Source organism: Mesorhizobium sp. M7A.F.Ca.US.007.01.2.1, from assembly GCF_003998165.1.
Classification (GTDB): Bacteria; Pseudomonadota; Alphaproteobacteria; order Rhizobiales; family Rhizobiaceae; genus Mesorhizobium; species Mesorhizobium ciceri.
This window is the reverse complement of record NZ_RZQP01000124.1, coordinates 1-18221: the sequence shown is the minus strand read 5'-3', so window position 1 is coordinate 18221 and position 18221 is coordinate 1. Positions and strand designations below refer to the sequence as shown.

General features: G+C 63.5%; 15 protein-coding genes. 3 read left to right on the top strand and 12 right to left on the bottom strand.

Annotated features, from left to right (window positions below; translation table 11 throughout):
- Positions 1-835 (bottom strand): MFS transporter (locus EN949_RS21255; protein ID WP_127371765.1); only part of this gene is annotated, 835 nt, incomplete at its 3' end.
- Positions 836-986: 151 nt separating this feature from the next.
- Between EN949_RS21255 and EN949_RS21250 the strand changes: the two genes are divergently transcribed.
- The gene (locus tag EN949_RS21250) at positions 987-1619 is read left to right on the top strand and encodes a TMEM175 family protein (RefSeq protein ID WP_063169065.1); all 633 of its coding nucleotides are present in this window, start codon (positions 987-989) and stop codon (positions 1617-1619) included.
- On the opposite strand, the gene EN949_RS21245 is transcribed toward EN949_RS21250, so the two are convergent.
- The 8 genes from EN949_RS21245 to EN949_RS21210 all read right to left on the bottom strand — a co-directional run bounded on the left by EN949_RS21245 (position 1593) and on the right by EN949_RS21210 (position 13310).
- The gene (locus tag EN949_RS21245; protein WP_013529466.1) at positions 1593-3098 is read right to left on the bottom strand and encodes a L,D-transpeptidase family protein; all 1506 of its coding nucleotides are present in this window, start codon (positions 3096-3098) and stop codon (positions 1593-1595) included. The genes EN949_RS21250 and EN949_RS21245 overlap by 27 nt on opposite strands.
- A 150-nt stretch (positions 3099-3248) precedes the next feature.
- A complete protein-coding gene (locus tag EN949_RS21240; protein WP_013529465.1) occupies positions 3249-3614 on the bottom strand; it encodes an MmcQ/YjbR family DNA-binding protein in 366 nt (121 codons plus the stop codon).
- Between the two features lie 59 nt (positions 3615-3673).
- Positions 3674-6280 carry an ATP-dependent chaperone ClpB gene (gene clpB / locus EN949_RS21235; protein ID WP_127371271.1) on the bottom strand — a complete coding sequence of 869 codons (2607 nt, stop codon included), beginning with the start codon at positions 6278-6280 and terminating at the stop codon, positions 3674-3676.
- Between the two features lie 219 nt (positions 6281-6499).
- Positions 6500-7444 carry a DUF4167 domain-containing protein gene (locus EN949_RS21230; protein ID WP_127365498.1) on the bottom strand — a complete coding sequence of 315 codons (945 nt, stop codon included), beginning with the start codon at positions 7442-7444 and terminating at the stop codon, positions 6500-6502.
- Positions 7445-7747: 303 nt separating this feature from the next.
- Entirely contained in the window at positions 7748-8620 is an 873-nt protein-coding gene (gene prmC, locus EN949_RS21225; protein ID WP_127371764.1) for a peptide chain release factor N(5)-glutamine methyltransferase, read from the bottom strand.
- A complete protein-coding gene (gene prfA, locus EN949_RS21220) occupies positions 8613-9692 on the bottom strand; it encodes a peptide chain release factor 1 (protein WP_013529461.1) in 1080 nt (359 codons plus the stop codon). The genes prmC and prfA overlap by 8 nt, the downstream gene beginning before the upstream one ends.
- Before the next feature lie 10 nt (positions 9693-9702).
- Positions 9703-11973, bottom strand: a complete 2271-nt coding sequence (gene ptsP / locus EN949_RS21215) for a phosphoenolpyruvate--protein phosphotransferase (protein WP_063169068.1) — start codon at positions 11971-11973, stop codon at positions 9703-9705.
- A gap of 83 nt (positions 11974-12056) precedes the next feature.
- On the bottom strand, positions 12057-13310 hold the full coding sequence (locus EN949_RS21210; RefSeq protein ID WP_013529459.1) for an aspartate kinase: 1254 nt from the start codon (positions 13308-13310) through the stop codon (positions 12057-12059).
- 258 nt (positions 13311-13568) lie between these two features.
- Between EN949_RS21210 and EN949_RS21205 the strand changes: the two genes are divergently transcribed.
- Positions 13569-15425 (top strand): CHASE3 domain-containing protein, encoded by a 1857-nt coding sequence (locus EN949_RS21205; RefSeq protein WP_127371321.1) that lies wholly within the window; start codon positions 13569-13571, stop codon positions 15423-15425.
- Between the two features lie 11 nt (positions 15426-15436).
- Here the strand turns inward: EN949_RS21205 and EN949_RS21200 are convergent, their stop codons facing one another.
- Positions 15437-16006 carry a putative glycolipid-binding domain-containing protein gene (locus EN949_RS21200; RefSeq protein WP_127366421.1) on the bottom strand — a complete coding sequence of 190 codons (570 nt, stop codon included), beginning with the start codon at positions 16004-16006 and terminating at the stop codon, positions 15437-15439.
- A 285-nt stretch (positions 16007-16291) separates the two neighbouring features.
- Between EN949_RS21200 and ubiG the strand changes: the two genes are divergently transcribed.
- Positions 16292-17041 (top strand): bifunctional 2-polyprenyl-6-hydroxyphenol methylase/3-demethylubiquinol 3-O-methyltransferase UbiG, encoded by a 750-nt coding sequence (gene ubiG / locus EN949_RS21195; protein ID WP_013529456.1) that lies wholly within the window; start codon positions 16292-16294, stop codon positions 17039-17041.
- Between the two features lie 2 nt (positions 17042-17043).
- Here the strand turns inward: ubiG and EN949_RS21190 are convergent, their stop codons facing one another.
- Complete coding sequence (locus tag EN949_RS21190; protein WP_063173138.1) at positions 17044-17562, bottom strand: flavin reductase family protein; 519 nt, start codon at positions 17560-17562, stop codon at positions 17044-17046.
- Between the two features lie 142 nt (positions 17563-17704).
- The coding region (locus tag EN949_RS21185; RefSeq protein WP_164782525.1) for a DMT family transporter at positions 17705-18221 on the bottom strand (517 nt) is incomplete at its 5' end.

Genomic DNA, 18221 nt, shown 5'->3' with positions numbered 1-18221 from the left:
GGCTGAGGTCGATCATCGGCTCGCGCTGCCGAAGCTCGAAGACGATGAAGACAGCCAGCAATACGACGCCGGCGGCAATGCTCGGCCCTGCCATGAGGCCCTCGCCGCTGGCGCTCATCGAGGTCAGCCCATAGGCAAGCGCCCCGAAAGCCAATGTCGCGAGCGCTGCACCGCCGAGATCCAGGCTGCGTTTCTCCGTCGGCACATCGGCCGGAACCTTGGCCAGCAGAAGCCAGATCGAAATCAAGCCCAGCGGCAGGTTGATGGCGAAGATCGCCCGCCAGATGCCGTCACCGAAGGCCGACAGCACGAAGCCGCCGAACACCGGGCCAAGTGCCGTGGTCAGCGCCGAAGCCGCCGCCCAGATGCCGATAGCACGGCCGCGTTCTTTCTTCGGGTAGGCCTTGGCGATGATGGCGAGGCTGCCAGGCACCATGATTGCCGCACCGATGCCCTGCAACGCGCGAAATGCGATCAGCACAATTGCATTCGGCGCCAGCGCACAGGCAAGCGAAGCGAGGATGAACAGCGCGATGCCGGCCACGAAGGCGCGGCGCAGACCGAATCGGTCACCGGCAGCGCCCCCGGCCAGGATCAGCGCCGAGAGCGTCAACGCATAGGCATTGGAAATCCACTGCGCCTCGGCAAGGCTTGCGCCGAGATTGACGCGGATCGCTGGTGTAGCGATGGCCAGGATGGAGCCGTCTATGAAGCCAAGCGCCGAGGCCAGAATTGCCGCGATCAGCACAAATCGTCGCCGCGACTGCGGACAAAACGTTCCATTCGTGACCGGATTGGTCAGCGGGACGGCGGCGGCTTCACTTGGTGAATGCATGAAACCTTGCTTAAACCCCTGGCGCACCGGCAACAACCAGCCAGTGGCTTGCTGTCGCTGAAACCAGCCGTTTGGCCAGGGTCGCACCCTGTCAGATGCAAATGGCGGCAACCATGCTAGGTTTCCGGAAGGTGCCGATGGGGAAACATCGATGAAGCGGCCACTTGAAGCATCGGCTGAGGGACGCGGCCGTATCGTCGGGATCACCGATGGCGTATTCGCCATCGCGCTCACCCTGATCGTTCTCGAAATCAGGGTGCCGGCGCACGAGGCGATCCATTCCGAACGCGAGCTGCTCGCCGCGATCGCCGCCCTGGCGCCGCGTTTCCTGACCTACGCCTTGAGCTTCCTGACGCTGACCATCTTCTGGTTTGGCCAGCAGGCGCAGCATGGTCTGATCGCCAAATCCGATCGACGGCTTGCCACGCTGAACCTTTGCTTTCTCGCCTTCATCGCCTTGCTGCCCTTCTCGACCGATCTTCTGGCCGACTTCCTCGAGTTCAGAACCGCGGTGCTGGTCTACTGGCTCAATCTGCTGGCGCTCGGCGTCACGCTGTTCGCGAGCTGGCGTTATGCGGAGAAAAGCGGCTTCGTAGCAGAGGATGTCGATGCGGAAACCAAACGCACGGTCTATCTGCGCATCATCAAGGCACAGATCCTGTGGGCGGTCGGCGCCGCACTCTCGCTTGTCAGTCCCTTGCTCGGCGTCGGCTTCATCCTGGTCGTGCAGTTGGTCTATGCCGCCGCGCTTCGCGGTTCACTGCTGCGCAAGGTTATCGGCTGAGGGCCCGCCGACAAACTCCACCGTCACGCCCGGCGAAACCAATTTGGCCAGCTCCCGCGCATCCCAGTTGGTCAGGCGTACGCAGCCATGGCTCTCGGTCTTGCCGATCTTCGACGGATCGGGCGTGCCGTGGATGCCGTAGGTCGGCTTATCCAGGGCGATCCAGACCGAACCGACGGGACCGTTCGGGCCCGGCGGAATGGTCAGGACCTTGTCGTTTTGACCCTGCTTGAAATTGATGCTGGGATTGTAGGTGTAGTTCGGATCGAGCGCCACGCGCGACACCGTGTGTATGCCGGACGGTGACGGCGTATCCGACGAGCCGATGGTTGCGGGATAGGCCGCGACCAGTTTGCCGCCGGCGTCATAGGCGAAAACCTCTTTCTTGTCCTTGTCGGCGACGATACGCGCCACCGGCGTCGAAACCAGCCTGCCGAAATTGGCGACCTTGATGATCGTGCCGGGACGATTGAAATCGACCTCCGGGTTGAGCGCCTTGAGATAATTCTCGTCCATGTGAAAGCGCTCCGCGAGCGCCTCGGTCACCGACGTATAACCCATGCGGTCGAGTTGCGCCTTCTGGCTGTAGTCTTCCGGGATCGACGCGACATAAGGACCGGCCGCGTCCTCCGCTGTGATCGTGTAATTGGCGAAGGCATCGCCGCCGGATTGCGCAAGTGCCGCCTGGATGGCGACCGCGTCGGTCGATCGCAGATTGGCGCCGGTGATCTGGTTGTAGGCGGCGAGCGCCTTGTCGACATTCGAACCGAAACGCCCGTCGATGACGCCAGGCGAAGCGCCACCCCGGTCGAGCAGCACCTGAAGGGCGGCGACATCCTGGCGCGCTCCCAGCGAAAGTGCCGGGGCAACGGTGGTCTTGTCGCCGGCCTTTGGCGGCAGAGCCGCCTGATCGGCGGGTGTCGTCGGCTGGGCAGGGTCTATCGCGGCCTCGTTCAGCGGCTGGCGCTTGATTGTACCCGGCTTAGCCGGCTGCGGCGCGTCGGGATAATTGTCGTCGTAATTGCCATCGTCCTGCGGCGCCGGCGGGTAGGCTTCGGCGGAATTGTCCCCATAGGGATCGTACTCATCTGCCGGCGGCGGGATAACGCGGCCTTCCTCTTCCAACTGCTTGCGCCGGAACCGCGCCATGTCTTCCGGATCGTCGAGATAGTAGCGGTCGTCGCCTTCGGGGGCGCGGCCCAGTTCGCGCAGTCGTGTCTCGCGGCGCAAGGCGCGGCGGTCGAGCCGGGTCTGCGGCGGCTGGATGGCGATGACCTTGCCGGTATCGGCATCGACGATCACGCGGTTGCCCCTGGCGTCGTAGTAGATGTCGAGATTACCGTCCTGGGCGACAAGGATGCCCCCGGTATCGGCAGCGCGGACAACCCTTGGCGCATTGTCCGTCGTCGGCGCGGCGAACGCCCCGGAAGACACAAGCCCGGCGGCTAGCGCCGAGAGGGCAAAGATCGTGCGGAACATGGTGGCCAAATTCTCCGGTCCGTAAATTTGCCGCCGCCGGCATTGTCTTCTGGCGAACCCCTTCGCCAGCAAACCAGTTACACCATCCTATGGTTCCAACATGAACCGGGCATGAAGATGGCGGTTTTCCGGCGCCTCAAGGAATATAGGCTAGCTTTCGGCAAGTCCCAATTCCTTGCGCGCCTGCCTGGTAAGCTTCAGGGCGACAAGGCGATGGCTCTCGCGCAGATAGTCCTTCAGCGCGGCATCATCCATGCTCTGGCTTGTCCGACGCTGGATCCATGTCATGCCGCGCGAGGCAAGATAGGGTGCGGGCCGTAGCCCCGGCTGTTCCTTGAGCACATCATAGGCGATATCGGAACATTTGAAGGTGACGAAGAGCTGCTGGCCATCGTCCCAGCCGCCGATCGCGAAGACCTTGGCCCCCACCTTCCAAACATGGGCGCCACCCCACTGGACGACATGGGTCGTCGAAGGCAGCGAGTCGCAGAAGCTGTTGTAGTCGTCCAGTGTCATCCCCACCCCACGTTTTATATGAAAACGCCGCGCGTCCAGGAAGGACGCGCGGCGCAGGATCAGGCTGCCGCTTCCGCCGCGACGATCGTCGGTTTGGAGCGGAAATTCAGCCGGTCGGAACCGGCTGTCACCTTGACGGTCGAGCCGTCGAGGATGTCGCCGAGCAGGATCTTCTCCGCCAGTGGGTCCTGCAATTCCTTCTGCATCACCCGCTTCAGCGGCCGCGCGCCATAGGCCGGGTCGTAGCCCTTGGCCGCCAGCCAATCCACCGCCTCCTGGTCCAGCGATAGCGTGATCTTGCGGTCGACAAGCAGGCTCTCGAGCCGCTTGAGCTGGATCTCGACGATGCGGCCCATATCCTGCCGGCGCAGCCGGTGGAACAGGATCACCTCGTCGACGCGGTTGAGGAACTCCGGCCGGAACGATGCCCTGACGACGTTCATCACCTCGTCGCGCACCAGATCGACATCCTGGTCCTCGGTGAGGTTGACGAGATATTCGGCGCCGAGGTTCGACGTCATGATGATCAGCGTGTTGCGGAAGTCGACCGTGCGGCCCTGGCCGTCGGTCAGGCGGCCGTCGTCGAGCACCTGCAAAAGCACGTTGAACACATCCGGATGCGCCTTCTCGATCTCGTCGAACAGCACGACCTGATAGGGCCGGCGCCGCACCGCTTCGGTCAGCGCGCCGCCTTCCTCATAGCCGACATAGCCGGGAGGCGCGCCGATCAGCCGGGCGACCGAGTGCTTTTCCATGAACTCCGACATATCGATGCGCACCATGGCGCTCTCGTCGTCGAACAGAAAGCTCGCCAGCGCCTTGGTCAGCTCGGTCTTGCCGACACCCGTCGGTCCGAGGAACATGAACGAGCCGATCGGCCGGTTCGGATCCTGCAGGCCCGCGCGGGCGCGCCGCACCGCTTTCGACACAGCTTGCACCGCCTCGCCCTGGCCAACGACGCGCTTGCCGATCTCGTCTTCCATGCGCAGCAGCTTGTCGCGCTCGCCCTGCAGCATCTTGTCGACCGGAATGCCGGTCCAGCGCGAGACGATATGGGCGACGTGGTCGGGGGTAACCACCTCTTCGACCATGCCGGCTTTGCCGTCCTGGGCCTCGGCCTCCTTCAGCTTCTTTTCCAGTTCCGGAATCTTGCCATAGGCAAGCTCGCCGGCGCGCTGGAATTCACCCTTGCGCTGGGCAATGGCAAGGTCGTTGCGCGCCTCGTCGAGCTGCTTCTTCAGGTCGGCGGCGAGCCCGAGCTTCTGCTTCTCGGCCTGCCACTTGGCGGTGATCTCGGTCGATTCCTCCTCAAGTCCGACGAGTTCCTTTTCCAGGCGGGCGAGCCGGTCCTTCGAAGCATCGTCCGTCTCGACCTTCAGCGCCTCGCGCTCGATCTTGAGCTGCATGATGCGGCGATCGATCTCGTCCAGCGCCTCGGGCTTGGAATCGACCTGCATGCGCAGCCGCGATGCGGCTTCGTCGACCAGGTCGATCGCCTTGTCCGGCAGGAAGCGATCGGCGATGTAGCGGTTGGACAGCGTCGCCGCCGCCACCAGCGCTGAATCCGAAATGCGCACCTTGTGGTGCTGCTCGTATTTCTCCTTCAGGCCGCGCAGGATCGAAACGGTGTCTTCCACCGTCGGCTCGTCGACGAAAACCGGCTGGAAGCGCCGGGCAAGGGCTGCATCCTTCTCGACATGCTTGCGATACTCGTCGAGCGTGGTGGCGCCGACGCAGTGCAGCTCGCCGCGCGCCAGCGCCGGCTTCAACAGGTTGGACGCATCCATGGCGCCATCCGCCTTGCCGGCGCCGACCAGCGTGTGCATCTCGTCGATGAACAGGATGACGTTGCCGCTGGCCGAGGTGACTTCGGAGAGCACGGCCTTCAGCCGCTCCTCGAACTCGCCGCGATATTTGGCGCCGGCAATCAGCGCGCCCATGTCGAGCGCCATCAGCTGCTTGTCCTTCAGCGATTCCGGTACGTCGCCATTGACGATGCGCAGTGCCAGGCCTTCGGCGATCGCCGTCTTGCCGACGCCGGGTTCGCCGATCAGCACCGGATTGTTCTTGGTGCGGCGCGACAGCACCTGGATGGTGCGGCGGATCTCGTCGTCACGGCCGATCACGGGGTCCAGCTTGCCGGCACGGGCATCCGCAGTCAGGTCGCGCGCGTATTTCTTCAGCGCGTCGTAGCCCTGTTCGGCACTCGCCGAATCGGCGGTGCGGCCCTTGCGGACATCGTTGATGACCTGGTTGAGCGCCTGCGCGGTGACGCCGGCCTTGGCCAATATGTCGGCGGTCTTGGCCGACTTTTCCATGGCGAGCGCCTGCAAGAGCCGCTCGACCGTGACAAAACTGTCACCGGCTTTCTTGGCCAGTTCCTCGGCGGTCGAAAACACTTTCGCCAGCGGCTGGGCCAGATAGAGCTGGCCATTGCCGCCCTCGACCTTGGGCATCGCTTCGAGCGCCGTCTCGACGCCAAGCTTGACGTCGCGGACGTTGCCGCCGGCGCGTTCGATCAGCGACGCGGCCAAGCCCTCGTCGTCGTCGACGAGCACTTTCAGGATATGTTCAGGGGTGAATTGCTGGTGGTTGCGGGAAAGCGCCATGGTCTGCGCGGACTGGATAAAGCCGCGCACGCGCTCTGAGTATTTCTCAAGGTTCATATCTGTCTCCTTCCATCACCGGCCCGCTTTGCGGCACCGGATCCGATTGCGGTGACGGACCCGCTCATTCGAGCCGGGTCCAGTTGAGGCTGATATGGTGCACAGGCCCTGAACCCTCAAGACGTCCCGATATCGGCAACCACATAATATTGCACGGCCGCCCAAACGAAAACGGCGGAGATTTCTCTCCGCCGTTCAATGCCTTGAAATGCCGTTGGGTCAGTTGTCGATATCGACATTGACCGGTTGGGCGTTGCCGCTGTCGGCCGGGGCCGCAGCCACCTCGCCGGCGTCGGTCCCGGAACTGGCATTGTCACTACCGCCATCAACCTGATCGGCGTTGACGCGCGGGCGGCGCGGACGACGCGGACGACGGGCAGCACCGCTTTCGGCGGCCGCCTCGTTGAGTTCGGCCTGGGCGGCAAGACCTGCCGGGGAAAGGTTCTCGAACGACGGAGCCGGTTCGGCCGGCGTCACAGATTCGGCCGGCGAAACGGCTTCGCCCTGGATCGGGGTCTCGTTGCCCTGGGGCTGACCACCTTGCTCGGCGGACGATGAAAAGTCGCGCTGGCCGTTCTGGCCATAGCCGCCATTGGGGCGGCGATCACGATGGCGCCCGCCATTGTTGTCGCGGCCGCCATTGTTGCGCCCGCCATTGTTATCGCGGGCCTCGCGGCCACCTTCCCGGTTCAGCGCGACCTCGGCCGGCGTACCTTCGATAACCGGCTGCGGGCCGGCGCCATGGTTGACCACCGGGATCTGGACGTCGGAAGCAGCGTTGCTGTTGTTGCTGCTATTGTCGAAATCGTCGCGGTCCTCATCGCCATCATCGTCGAAATCATCGCGATTCTGCTGCGTGTTCTGGATTGGCATCTGCGCCTGTGCGGCCGCAATGATGCGATTGTAATGCTCGGCGTGCTGGAGATAGTTCTCCGCCATGACCCGGTCGCCGGAGCTGTGTGAATCACGGGCAAGGGTGGCGTATTTTTCGGCGATCTGCTGAGCCGAACCGCGGATCTTCACGTCCGGGCCATTGCTCTCGTAGTTGCGCGTCAGGGGATTAGGCCCCTTGCGGTTGTTGTTGTTATTGTTGTTATTGTTACCACCGCCGCCGCCATTGTTGTTGCGACCGCGCATGCGCCTGTTCTGCTGTTGTGGCCTCATCAAACTCTCTTCATTTTGAAATTTTCGAAAAACTCTTCACGAACGGAGGCGCTCATGCAGCCAGCCGTTTCGTCTCTTCACCGGCGTTCGCCCGCATCGATTGCGTTGGCGCCACGTGTCATCCTGTTCCGGTTACATCACTTGCCGGACGATTCCCGCACGAAGCTTGGGCATCGTTTGCGCAAGAAGGCAGCTATTTCCAAGGAAAACCGAATCGCTAAGAGCACTGCCTGCTTCGTCTCATCCGGTTAAGGCGACCCTAGCCGCATTCCCCGGCATTGCCAAGCGCTTTTTTGCACTGCGTCAAGGCTTTATCCTTTCAAAGACAATAACCCTGTCGTTTCCACCGAGGTCACGGAAAACACTGCCCGGCGCATAGCCGGCTGCAGTGAATATCTCGCAGACCTCGTTGCGTTGCGTATGGCCGATCTCGACCGCAATTCTGCCTTCAATTTCCAAAAACCTTGCCGCTTCCGCAGCGATGGTTCTGTAGGGGTTCAGACCGTCCGCGCCGCCATCCAGGGCTAGGCGCGGGTCGAAATTGCGGACTTCGTCCTGCAGATTTCCAATGTCTTCGGAAGATATATAGGGAGGGTTTGCGACAATTACATGGTACCGGCCGGAAACTTTTTCGAACCAGTCCGACTGCAGCGCCGTGAACCGGCCCGCAAGGCCCAGTTGCCCGGCATTGCGGGCCGCCGTCGCCAGCGCACCCGCGGACAGATCGACGCCGGTGGCATTAGCCGTCGGCACGACGCTGAGCAGCGCCAGCGCAATGGCGCCGGTGCCGGTGCCAAGATCGAGGATGCAACACTCGCCTTCCTGCGTCGCAACCGCCTTGACGAAGGGCAATATCGCCTCGACCAGCGTTTCGGTATCCGGCCGCGGTTCCAGCGTTTCCGGCGACAGCGCCAGGCGCAAACCGTAGAATTCACGATAGCCGAGGATGCGATGCACAGGTTCGCCGCCGGCGCGGCGTCTCAAGGCGGCATCGATTTCGGCAACAGCGCCGGCGCCGACCCTGCGTTCGGGGTCCGCAATGGCTTGCGTGCGCGTCGTGCCCGAAAAATGCTCGACGATCAGCCTCGCATCGAGCGTCGGGTCGTCGACGGTGCTGCCGAGCCGAGCCCGCGCTTCCCGCAGCAGCGGCCCGAGCGCGTTGGGCAGGTCAGTCATCGATGCCGATGTCGGCGAGCAGCTTGGACTGATGATCGGCGATCAGCGCGTTGATGATCTCGTCGAGTTCGCCCATCATCACCCGGTCGAGCTTGTAGAGCGTCAAATTGATGCGATGGTCGGTGACGCGCCCTTGCGGGAAATTATAGGTGCGGATGCGTTCCGAGCGGTCACCGGAGCCGACCTGTGACTTGCGCGATTCGGAGCGCTCCTCGTCAGCCTTGCCGCGTTCGAGATCATAGAGGCGGGCGCGCAGGATCTGCATCGCCTTGGCGCGGTTCTGGTGCTGCGATTTCTCAGCCTGCACGACCATGATGCCGGTCGGCAGATGGGTGATGCGGACGGCCGAATCGGTGGTGTTGACGTGCTGGCCGCCCGAACCCGAGGCGCGCATCGTGTCGATGCGGATGTCTTCGGCCCTGATGTCGATGTCGACCTCTTCGGCCTCGGGCAGCACCGCGACGGTTGCCGCCGACGTGTGGATGCGCCCGCTGGCCTCGGTCGCCGGCACGCGCTGCACGCGGTGCACGCCGGATTCGAATTTCAGATGCGCAAAGACGCCCTTGCCCGACACCGTGGCGATGATTTCCTTGTAGCCGCCGGCATCGCCATCGCTGGCCGAGGCGGTCTCGAAACGCCAGCCGCGTTCGGCGGCGTAGCGTTCGTACATGCGAAACAGGTCGCCGGCGAAGAGCGCGGCCTCATCGCCGCCGGTGCCGGCGCGGATTTCGAGAATGGCGTTCTTGTCGTCGGCGGCATCCCTGGGCAACAGCAGGATCTGAATGTCCTTCTGCAGCGCCTCGATGCGGTCCTCGACCCCTGGCAGCTCGGCCTCGGCCAGCGCCCGCATCTCGGCGTCGGTGCCCCTGTCGGCAAGCATGGCTTCGAGGTCGGCCTGTTCATGCTCGGCCGCGCGCAGCGCCCTGACCTTGGCCACCATGTCCTGGATTTCGGCATATTCGGACGCCATCCGCACATAGGCGTCCGGCGCCGGGCCGGCCGACATCTGCGCTTCGAGCATCTCGAAACGCTTGACGACTTGATCCATACGATCGCGGGGCAAATTGACCATGATGAGGCTGCTATAACGGGATCGAACGGTCGTCGGCAAAGGCCTGCAGCAGCGCCCGCATCGGCAGGCCCTGTGCCGGAGCCATCAGATTGTCGTCGAAAAACGCCTTCAATTCGTCCAGCGGCAGTTCCGTCAGCATCGCCTTGACCGGCCCGATCGAGGCCGGCGACATCGAGATCGAGCGGAAACCGAGTCCGATCAACGCCATCGCCGAGATCGGCTTGCCGGCGAGTTCGCCGCACAGCGTCACCGGCGTGTGATTGCGGACGCCGGCATCGGCGATCTGCTTGAGGACGCGCAAGAAGGGTGCCGACAGCGTGTCGAAGCGGTTGGCCAGTTGCGTGTTGCCGCGGTCGACGGCCATAACGAACTGGAACAGGTCGTTCGAACCGACCGAGACGAAATCGACCGCTTTCATCAATTCATCGAGCTGGAACAGCAGCGACGGCACTTCAAGCATCGCCCCCAGCTTCAGGCTGGTCGGCAAATGATGGGCAAAGCGCGACAAATGCCGCACCTCGCGGTCGATGATCTCGCGTGCCTGGGTAATCTCGCCGAGTTCGGTCACCATCGGCAGCATCAGCTTCAATTCGCGGCCGCCGCTGGCCTTGAGCAAAGCGCGGATCTGGGTGCGCAGCAGGCCCGGCCGGTCGAGCGTCAGGCGGATCGCCCGCCAGCCAAGCGCCGGGTTCTCTTCCTGGATCGCGCCCTTGAAATAGGGCAGCACCTTGTCGCCGCCAATGTCGATGGTGCGGAAGGTGACGGGCTTGCCGCGCGCCGCTTCGAGCACGTCGCGGTAGAGCTTTTCCTGGGCCTCGGCCCGGGGAAAGGTGGAAGCGACCATGAATTGCAATTCGGTGCGGAACAGACCGATGCCGGCCGCACCCGCTTCGGCAAGCTGCGGCAGGTCGACGGCGAGACCGGCATTCATCAGCAAATCGACCTGGACACCATCCCTGGTCGTCGACGGCTTCTTGCGCAGTTCGCGGTAGACCTCTTGCCGGCGCGCCCTGAAACGCACTTTTTCGGCATAAGCGGCCTCGAGATCTGGCTGCGGCCGCAAATGGATCACGCCCTCCTCGCCGTCGACGATGATGGCATCGCCGTTTTCCGCCATGGAAACAGCGCCCTTCATCTGGCCGGCGACGGGGATGCCCATGGCACGCGCGACGATGACGACGTGGCTGGTCGCTGCACCGTCCTCGAGCACCAGCCCGCGCATCTTGTCGCGGGGATAATCGAGCAGTTCGGCAGCCCCCATCGAACGGGCGACGATGATGGCGTCCTTAGGCAGCGATGCCGCGACATCTTCCGGCCCGCGCCCCATCAGCTGGCGCAGCAGGCGGTTGGCGAGGTCGTCGAAATCGCTCATCCGCTCGCGCAGATAGGGATCGGTCATGTGCAGCATGCGGGCGCGCATGTCGCTCTGCACCTTTTCCACCGCCGCTTCGGCCGTCAGGCCGTTGCGGATCGCCTCTTCCAGCCGTCGCACCCAGCCGCGATCGTTGGCGAACATGCGATAGGCTTCCAGCACCTGGCGATGCTCGCCCTCGAAGGCGACGTCGCGGCGTTCCAGCATGTCGTCGATGGACAGCCTGAGCGAGCTGAGTGAGGTCTCCAACCGGCGAACCTCTTCCTCGCTGTCCTCGTTGAACAGATTGGTGACGACGATGCGCGGCTCGTGCAGCACGACATGGCCAAGCCCGACGCCTTCATTGAAGGACAGGCCGGTGAAGCTGACAGGACGGCGCAGATCGAGTTCGAGGCCGGGCCGGGTCAGCCGCGCCAGATCGCCGGTGGCGATCATCTCGGCGATCACCATCGCCGTGGTTTCCAGCGCCTCGACCTCGTCGTCGCGGTAGTGGCGCATGGTCTTGTTCTGCACCACCAGCACGCCCAGCGTGCGCCCTGCCCGCAGCACCGGCACGCCCAGGAACGAGTTGTAGATCTCTTCCCCGGTCTCCGGCAGGTAGGCGAAGGCAGGGTGTTCCTGCGCATTGGACAGGTTGAGCGGCCGCGCGCTGGCGGCGATGGTGCCGACCAGGCCTTGGCCCAGCCGCAACTGCGCCAAATGGACGGCGTTCGGGTTCAGGCCTTCGGTGGCGTAGAGTTCGAGCACCGAATCGGCACGCAGCACATAGAGCGAGCAGACTTCCGCGACCATGTTTGAGGCGATGTCGCGCACAATCCGGTCAAGCCGCTCCTGCGGCTCCAGCGGCTCCTGCATGAGCTCGCGGAGCCGTTTGAGCAAAACGCGCGGGCCACTGGCCTGATCACGCATCGCGGCTTGTTCTCCAATGGGCATTCTGCCCGCCGCAGTTTCCACCGCGACCGGCGCACACGCAACAACTCAAATCGTTCTCGCTACTGCTTATCCAGACCGTAGACGGAATGCAAAGTACGAACCGCAAGTTCCGTATACGGGCCGTCGATCAGGATCGAAATCTTGATCTCCGAGGTCGTGATGGCGCGGATGTTGATCGATTTGTCGGCCAGCGCCTTGAAAGCGGTGGCGGCGACGCCGGCATGGCTCCTCATGCCGATGCCGATGACCGAAACCTTCGACATGCCGGCTTCCGACTGCACGACATCGTAGCCGATCGAGGCCTTGAGGCGTTCAAGCACGGCCAGCGCCTTGTCGACATCGCCCGACGGCACGGTAAAGGTCATGTCGGTGAACTTGCCGTCCTCGGAAATGTTCTGGACGATCATGTCGACATTGATGTTGGCCTCGGCCAGCGGCCCGAAGATGCCGGCGGCAACGCCCGGCCGGTCGCCGACCCGGCGCAGTGAAATCTGCGCTTCGTCCTTGGCGTAGGCAATTCCGGTGACGACCTGCTGTTCCACGATCTCTTCCTCGTCGCAAATGAGCGTTCCGGGCGGATTGAGCAAATCCCCCATTCCGGGCGCATCGGGATCGTCGAAGGACGACCGCACGAAGGTACGCACCCTGTGCACCATGGCAAGCTCGACCGAACGCACCTGCAGAACCTTGGCGCCGAGCGAGGCCATTTCAAGCATTTCCTCGAACGAGATCTTGGCCAGCCGCCGCGCCTTGGGCTCGATGCGTGGATCGGTGGTGTAGACCCCGTCGACATCGGTGTAGATGTCACAGCGATCGGCTTTGACCGCCGCGGCGATGGCGACAGCACTGGTGTCGGAGCCGCCGCGGCCGAGCGTGGCAATACGATTGTCCGGGCCGATGCCCTGGAACCCGGCAATCACCGCCACCTGGCCCTCGCCGAAGCGCTTGATCAGGAACGCACCGTCAATGTCGAGGATGCGCGCCGCCCCATGCGCATTATCGGTCTTGATCGGGATCTGCCAGCCCTGCCAGGAGCGGGCGTGCACGCCCATGTTCTGCAAAGTGATGGCCAGCAGGCCGGCCGTGACCTGCTCGCCGGAAGCGACGACCGCATCATATTCGCGTGCGTCATGCATCGGCGAGGCCTCACGCGTCCAGCCGACCAGTTCGTTGGTCTTCCCGGCCATCGCCGAAACGACCACCGCCACCTCATGGCCGGCGTCGACCTCGCGTTTGACGTGACGCGCCACGTTGCGGATGCGGGCGATGTCGGCGACGGAGGTTCCGCCGAATTTCATCACGATGCGCGCCATGGGAGCGAAATGCCTTTGACTGAAGCCGGATCCCAGCCAAAAGCCGGAATCCCGAAAAGCGGAAGGCCGGCTGACGCCGGCCGCTGAATGCGCGGCCTCCTTAGCCAAATGACGAAGGTTTCGCAAGGCTGGCGGCCAATTGCCGGCTCCAGAAGCCGGCATATTGCCTTCCGCCCCGGCGCCGCCTACGAAATGCTGCCTGCGGGGAATTCTTTTGGTTCGGCATAGCAGATGATGATTGCTCGGTTTCGACGTGCCATGCGATGGCAATCGCTCCCGCTTGTCGCAGGCTTTGCGGTGCTGGCGCTTATTGTCGGCAGCCGTGCCATGCTGGTCGAGGAACAGCGGGCCAACCGCGCCGCCGCGCGCGAGGCAATCGAATATCAGCAATTGCTTTCGGGTCTGCTTTCTCTGGCACAGGAAGCCGAGAACGGCCAGCGTGGCTACCTGCTGACCGGCGAGAAATCCTATCTCGAACCCTATCGGAGCGCTGTCGGCGCCATTCCGGGGCAACTTGCCCGTATCGACAGCTTGACCGCCCCCGACGACCAGTTCGTCCAGCCGATCAACCACATCAAGGACGCGCTTTCGCAAAAGCAGGCTGAACTGGCCGAGACGATTGCCCTGTACGACCAGGGCAATGCGACGAAAGCGCTGGATCTGATTCGCAGCGGCCAGGGCAAGGCAGTCATGGACGAAATCCGAACCAGCATGGATACGGTCCGACGCATCAGCGCCGCAGCCGTCGCCGCGCGCGACGCGCATACCGACCAGGTCGAGACCTGGCTACGCATCGGTTCGGTGGCGGCACTGCTGGCGATCTTCCTGCTTGCCGGCTACGCGATCAGGGAATCGCGCCGCCGCTTCCTTGAGGTGGCGGTCGCCCAGGAGGAGTTGGTGCGCAAGAACGTCGCGCTCGGCAGTGAGATCGAGACACGTGAAAAGGCAGAATCCCAGATCCGCCAGATGCACAAGATGGAGGCGGTCGGCCAGCTTACAGGCGGCATCGCCCACGACTTCAACAACATGCTGGCGGTGATCATCAGCGCCATGAACCTAGCCCAGCGCAAGCTGGCGCGCGGCGAGCACGATATCGCACAATTCATCGACGCGGCGATCGATGCCGCGACCCGTGCCGCCAATCTGACGGCCCGGCTGCTCGCCTTCTCGCGTCAGCAGCCGCTGGCGCCGCAGATCGTCGACGCCAACCGCCTGCTGACCGGGATGTCCGACCTGATCCGTAGGGCACTCGGCGAAACCATCCGCATCGAAACGGTGCTGGCGGGAGGCTTGTGGAAAACCCATGCCGACCCGAGCCAGATCGAGAACGCCGTTCTCAACCTGGCCGTCAACGCCCGCGACGCCATGGGCGATGACGGCAAGCTGACCATCGAGACCGCCAACAGCCATCTCGACGACAGCTACGCCGCCGCCCATGCCGAAGTCGCGGCCGGCCAGTATGTGATGATCGCCGTCAGCGATACCGGTTCGGGCATGACCCCCGATGTCATGGCCAAGGCCTTCGAACCCTTCTTCACCACCAAGCCGGTCAACAAGGGCACCGGCCTTGGATTGAGCCAGGTGTTCGGCTTCGTCAAACAGTCGGGCGGCCACGTCAACATCTATTCCGAGCCCGGCGAAGGCACGACAATCAAGATCTACTTGCCGCGGTATTTCGGCGCCGAAGAGCCGGCCGTGCCCACCGGGCGCGGCGACAACCCCGCCGCACCGGTCGCCGAAACGATCCTTGTCGTCGAGGATGATGCCCGCGTGCGGGTCTCCACCGTCGAGGCCATACGCGAACTCGGATACACCGTCATTGATGCCGCGAGTGGCGAGGAAGCGTTGCAGAAACTGGCGGAGAACCCGAAGGTCGCCCTGCTGTTCACCGACATCGTCATGCCCGTCATGAACGGCCGCAAGCTGGCGGAAGAGGCCGTTGCCCGCATGCCGCTGCTGAAGGTGATCTTCACCACCGGCTTCACCAGGAACGCCGTGGTCCACAACGGCGTGCTCGACCACGACGTGCATTTCCTCGCCAAGCCCTTCACCATCGAGCAACTGGCGGCGAAACTGCGTGACGTACTCGGCACGACGCAGGTCGCGGCGGACTGATCACAATCGCTTCAGCCTGACGCAGCCGCGCGTCTCCAAAGGCCGGGATAGTCGACAACGAAGCCGTGCGGCGAGACGTTGAGGGTTTCGTCATAGCCGAACACCGGCGCGGCATAGGCATAGCGAACCGTGTCGAGACGCCGATAGGTCTGATCGAGGCGCACCAGCCTCAGTTCAGGGAAAGTCAGGTAGGCGGCCGGGGCAGGCGACGCTTCGCCGATCCCGAGGCCATACCGGCGGATCGCCACCAGGTTCGATGCCGGTGTGAAGCCAAGATCAACGTCGACAAGGCCGTCGACGCCCTGCTGGACTTCGCCGTTCAGCGTCCACTGGCCGTTGAAATCGCGTTCGATCGCATAGTGCAGCTGGCGCGTGCCGAGAAAGCCTTCGACAAGCGCCGCCCGTGTGTGCCAGCCGGCATCGCAATCCACCCCGTAGGCGAGGCAGCACGGCTTGCCGTCGTGGATGAAGATGGCTTGTCCCTTGAGGCTGTGCCCGCCATCGGTCTGCGCAAGCAGACAGGCATCATGCCCCTCCACGTCCAGCCGATGCCAGAGGATCGAAGCCGTCATTGCTGTCATCGTCACCTCCTTCGAGTTCAAAACGATGATGTGTTCCTTCGCCCGCCAGGCCAATTGTGTTTCACCGCGGCGCACTCCAGCTGACATGCCCTGACAGAATCCGGCTCCCTGCCGGCAGAGGAAAATTGTTGCCTTGACATTCGCGGCTTCACGCCCGACTTCCTAGCGCATGACCCCGAAATCGAAGTCGATTTCGGAAAGGATCATGCGCAGAATCTAAAGTGCTACAGCGTCCTTTGCGCGTCCAAGAGGACGCGCGGCGCTGTAGTGTCGAGGAGACCAACTATGCCAGAGCCCCGACGATCGACGATCGATGCCGGAGAAGTGGAACGCTTTTCCGCCCTTGCCGCCGAATGGTGGAACCCGAACGGCAAGTTCCGTCCCCTGCACAAATTCAATCCGGTCCGGCTGGCCTATATCCGCGACCAGATAGCGACGCGCTTCGGCCGTGACCCACGCGCTGCAAGGCCTTTCGAGGGACTGCGCATCCTCGATATCGGTTGCGGCGGCGGACTTTTGTGCGAGCCGATGGCGCGGCTTGGCGCCGAGGTTGTGGGCGCGGATGCCTCCGAAACCAACATCGAAGTGGCCAAGCTGCACGCCGCCGAAGGCAATGTCAGCGTCGACTATCGCGCCACGACGGCCGAGGACCTTGCCGACGCCGGCGAGAAATTCGACGTCATCCTCAACATGGAAGTGGTCGAGCATGTCGCCGACATCGACCTGTTCGTCGCCAAATGCGGCGAGATGGTGCGGCCCGGCGGCATCATGTTCGTGGCCACCATCAACCGCACGCTGAAGGCGCTGGGCTTAGCCATCATCGGCGCCGAATATGTGCTGCGCTGGCTGCCGCGCGGCACCCACCAGTTCGGCAAGCTGGTGCGCCCGGAAGAGCTCGAAAAGGCGCTTGCCGGCGCCGGCCTGACTATCATCGACCGCACCGGCGTCACCTACAATCCGCTGGCCGACCGCTGGGCGCGGTCGAAGGACATGGACGTCAACTACATGGTCCTGGCGGAAAAAGGCTCGGTCTGACCTTATTCAGAATTCAGCGGCCGGTAGCCGCCGCGCCAGTAGATCAGCGCCTGGCCGGCATCGGACGTGCGCACGGCCTCGACCGAACCGATGACGATGGAATGCGTTCCGCGATCGATCATTTCATCGAGGCTGCAGTCGAATGCGGCCACCGCATCCGAAAGCAGCAAAGCTCCGGTCTTGAGCGTCACCCATTCGGCGCCCTCATAGCGGTCCTTGCCCTTGATGCCGCCGAAGCCGGAGAACCGCTCGGCCACGCGCTGATGCTGGGGGCCAAGCGAGTTGACGCCGAAATGCCGGTAGCGTTCGATCACCGGCCAGGTCGACGATGACCGGTTGACACAGGCGATCACCTTGGGCGGCTCGGCCGACAGCGAGACGACCGAAATGACCACCAGACCGGAGCGATCCTCGCCGGTGCCGGCGGTGATGACGCTGACATTGCCGACGATCAGCCGCATCGCGGCGCGAAAATCAGCTACATCGACGGCAGTCTCCTCGGATGTCTTCGGTTCGGTCATGGCTTGCTCCAGAGCACGATTCCAAAAAGGGAAAGGTCCTCGGAAAAGACCACGCTCAAACAAGAAGATAAAGCAGATCTGGATACAAATTCAGGTGAGATCGGCTCCAGGCGCGAAGGCAGTTCGGATCCCCTGCGACCGCTCACGCCTTCTGGCTTTGTGCCCTGGTGGTGATGAACACGCCGGCGGTGATGATGAGCGCGCCTGCCCAGGTCAGCAACTGATAGTGCTCGCCAAGGAAGAGGGTTCCGGCAAACAGGCCGACGGCCGCCGCCACATAACCGATCTGGCTGAGATAGACCGGACCGCCGACCGCCTGCAGCCGGAAGAAGAACGCGAACATCGCCGATGCCGACGCGACCTGCGCGACGACGACCAGCGGCACGCCGCCGAGTGGGACGAAAGCTTCGCCGCCGAACAGGAGGAGAATGCCGGCAAGCAGCATCGCCGCCGACGCCAGATGGCTGCCGACGGCAAGCTCGATCGGGCCGGTGCCGTCCGGCCAGTCGACCGTGCGATAGATGTTGCCGGCGGCAAGGCTGACCGGGATGAGCAACCCCATCGCCACCCAGAACAAATCGGCCGGCTGGCCGGCCTCGCCGCGCGTCACCGCGACCATGACGGCGCCGACGAAGCCGACGGCGATGCCGACAATGCCC

Coding starts and splice junctions, on each gene's coding strand:
- EN949_RS21250 (WP_063169065.1), top strand. CDS start 987: ATGAAGCGGCCACTTGAAGCATCGGCTGAGGGACGCGGCCGTATCGTC.
- EN949_RS21230 (WP_127365498.1), bottom strand. CDS start 7,444: ATGAGGCCACAACAGCAGAACAGGCGCATGCGCGGTCGCAACAACAAT.
- EN949_RS21210 (WP_013529459.1), bottom strand. CDS start 13,310: ATGGCGCGCATCGTGATGAAATTCGGCGGAACCTCCGTCGCCGACATC.
- prmC (WP_127371764.1), bottom strand. CDS start 8,620: ATGACTGACCTGCCCAACGCGCTCGGGCCGCTGCTGCGGGAAGCGCGG.
- clpB (WP_127371271.1), bottom strand. CDS start 6,280: ATGAACCTTGAGAAATACTCAGAGCGCGTGCGCGGCTTTATCCAGTCC.
- EN949_RS21240 (WP_013529465.1), bottom strand. CDS start 3,614: ATGACACTGGACGACTACAACAGCTTCTGCGACTCGCTGCCTTCGACG.
- EN949_RS21200 (WP_127366421.1), bottom strand. CDS start 16,006: ATGACAGCAATGACGGCTTCGATCCTCTGGCATCGGCTGGACGTGGAG.
- prfA (WP_013529461.1), bottom strand. CDS start 9,692: ATGGTCAATTTGCCCCGCGATCGTATGGATCAAGTCGTCAAGCGTTTC.
- ptsP (WP_063169068.1), bottom strand. CDS start 11,973: ATGCGTGATCAGGCCAGTGGCCCGCGCGTTTTGCTCAAACGGCTCCGC.
- EN949_RS21245 (WP_013529466.1), bottom strand. CDS start 3,098: ATGTTCCGCACGATCTTTGCCCTCTCGGCGCTAGCCGCCGGGCTTGTG.
- EN949_RS21205 (WP_127371321.1), top strand. CDS start 13,569: ATGCGATGGCAATCGCTCCCGCTTGTCGCAGGCTTTGCGGTGCTGGCG.
- ubiG (WP_013529456.1), top strand. CDS start 16,292: ATGCCAGAGCCCCGACGATCGACGATCGATGCCGGAGAAGTGGAACGC.
- EN949_RS21190 (WP_063173138.1), bottom strand. CDS start 17,562: ATGACCGAACCGAAGACATCCGAGGAGACTGCCGTCGATGTAGCTGAT.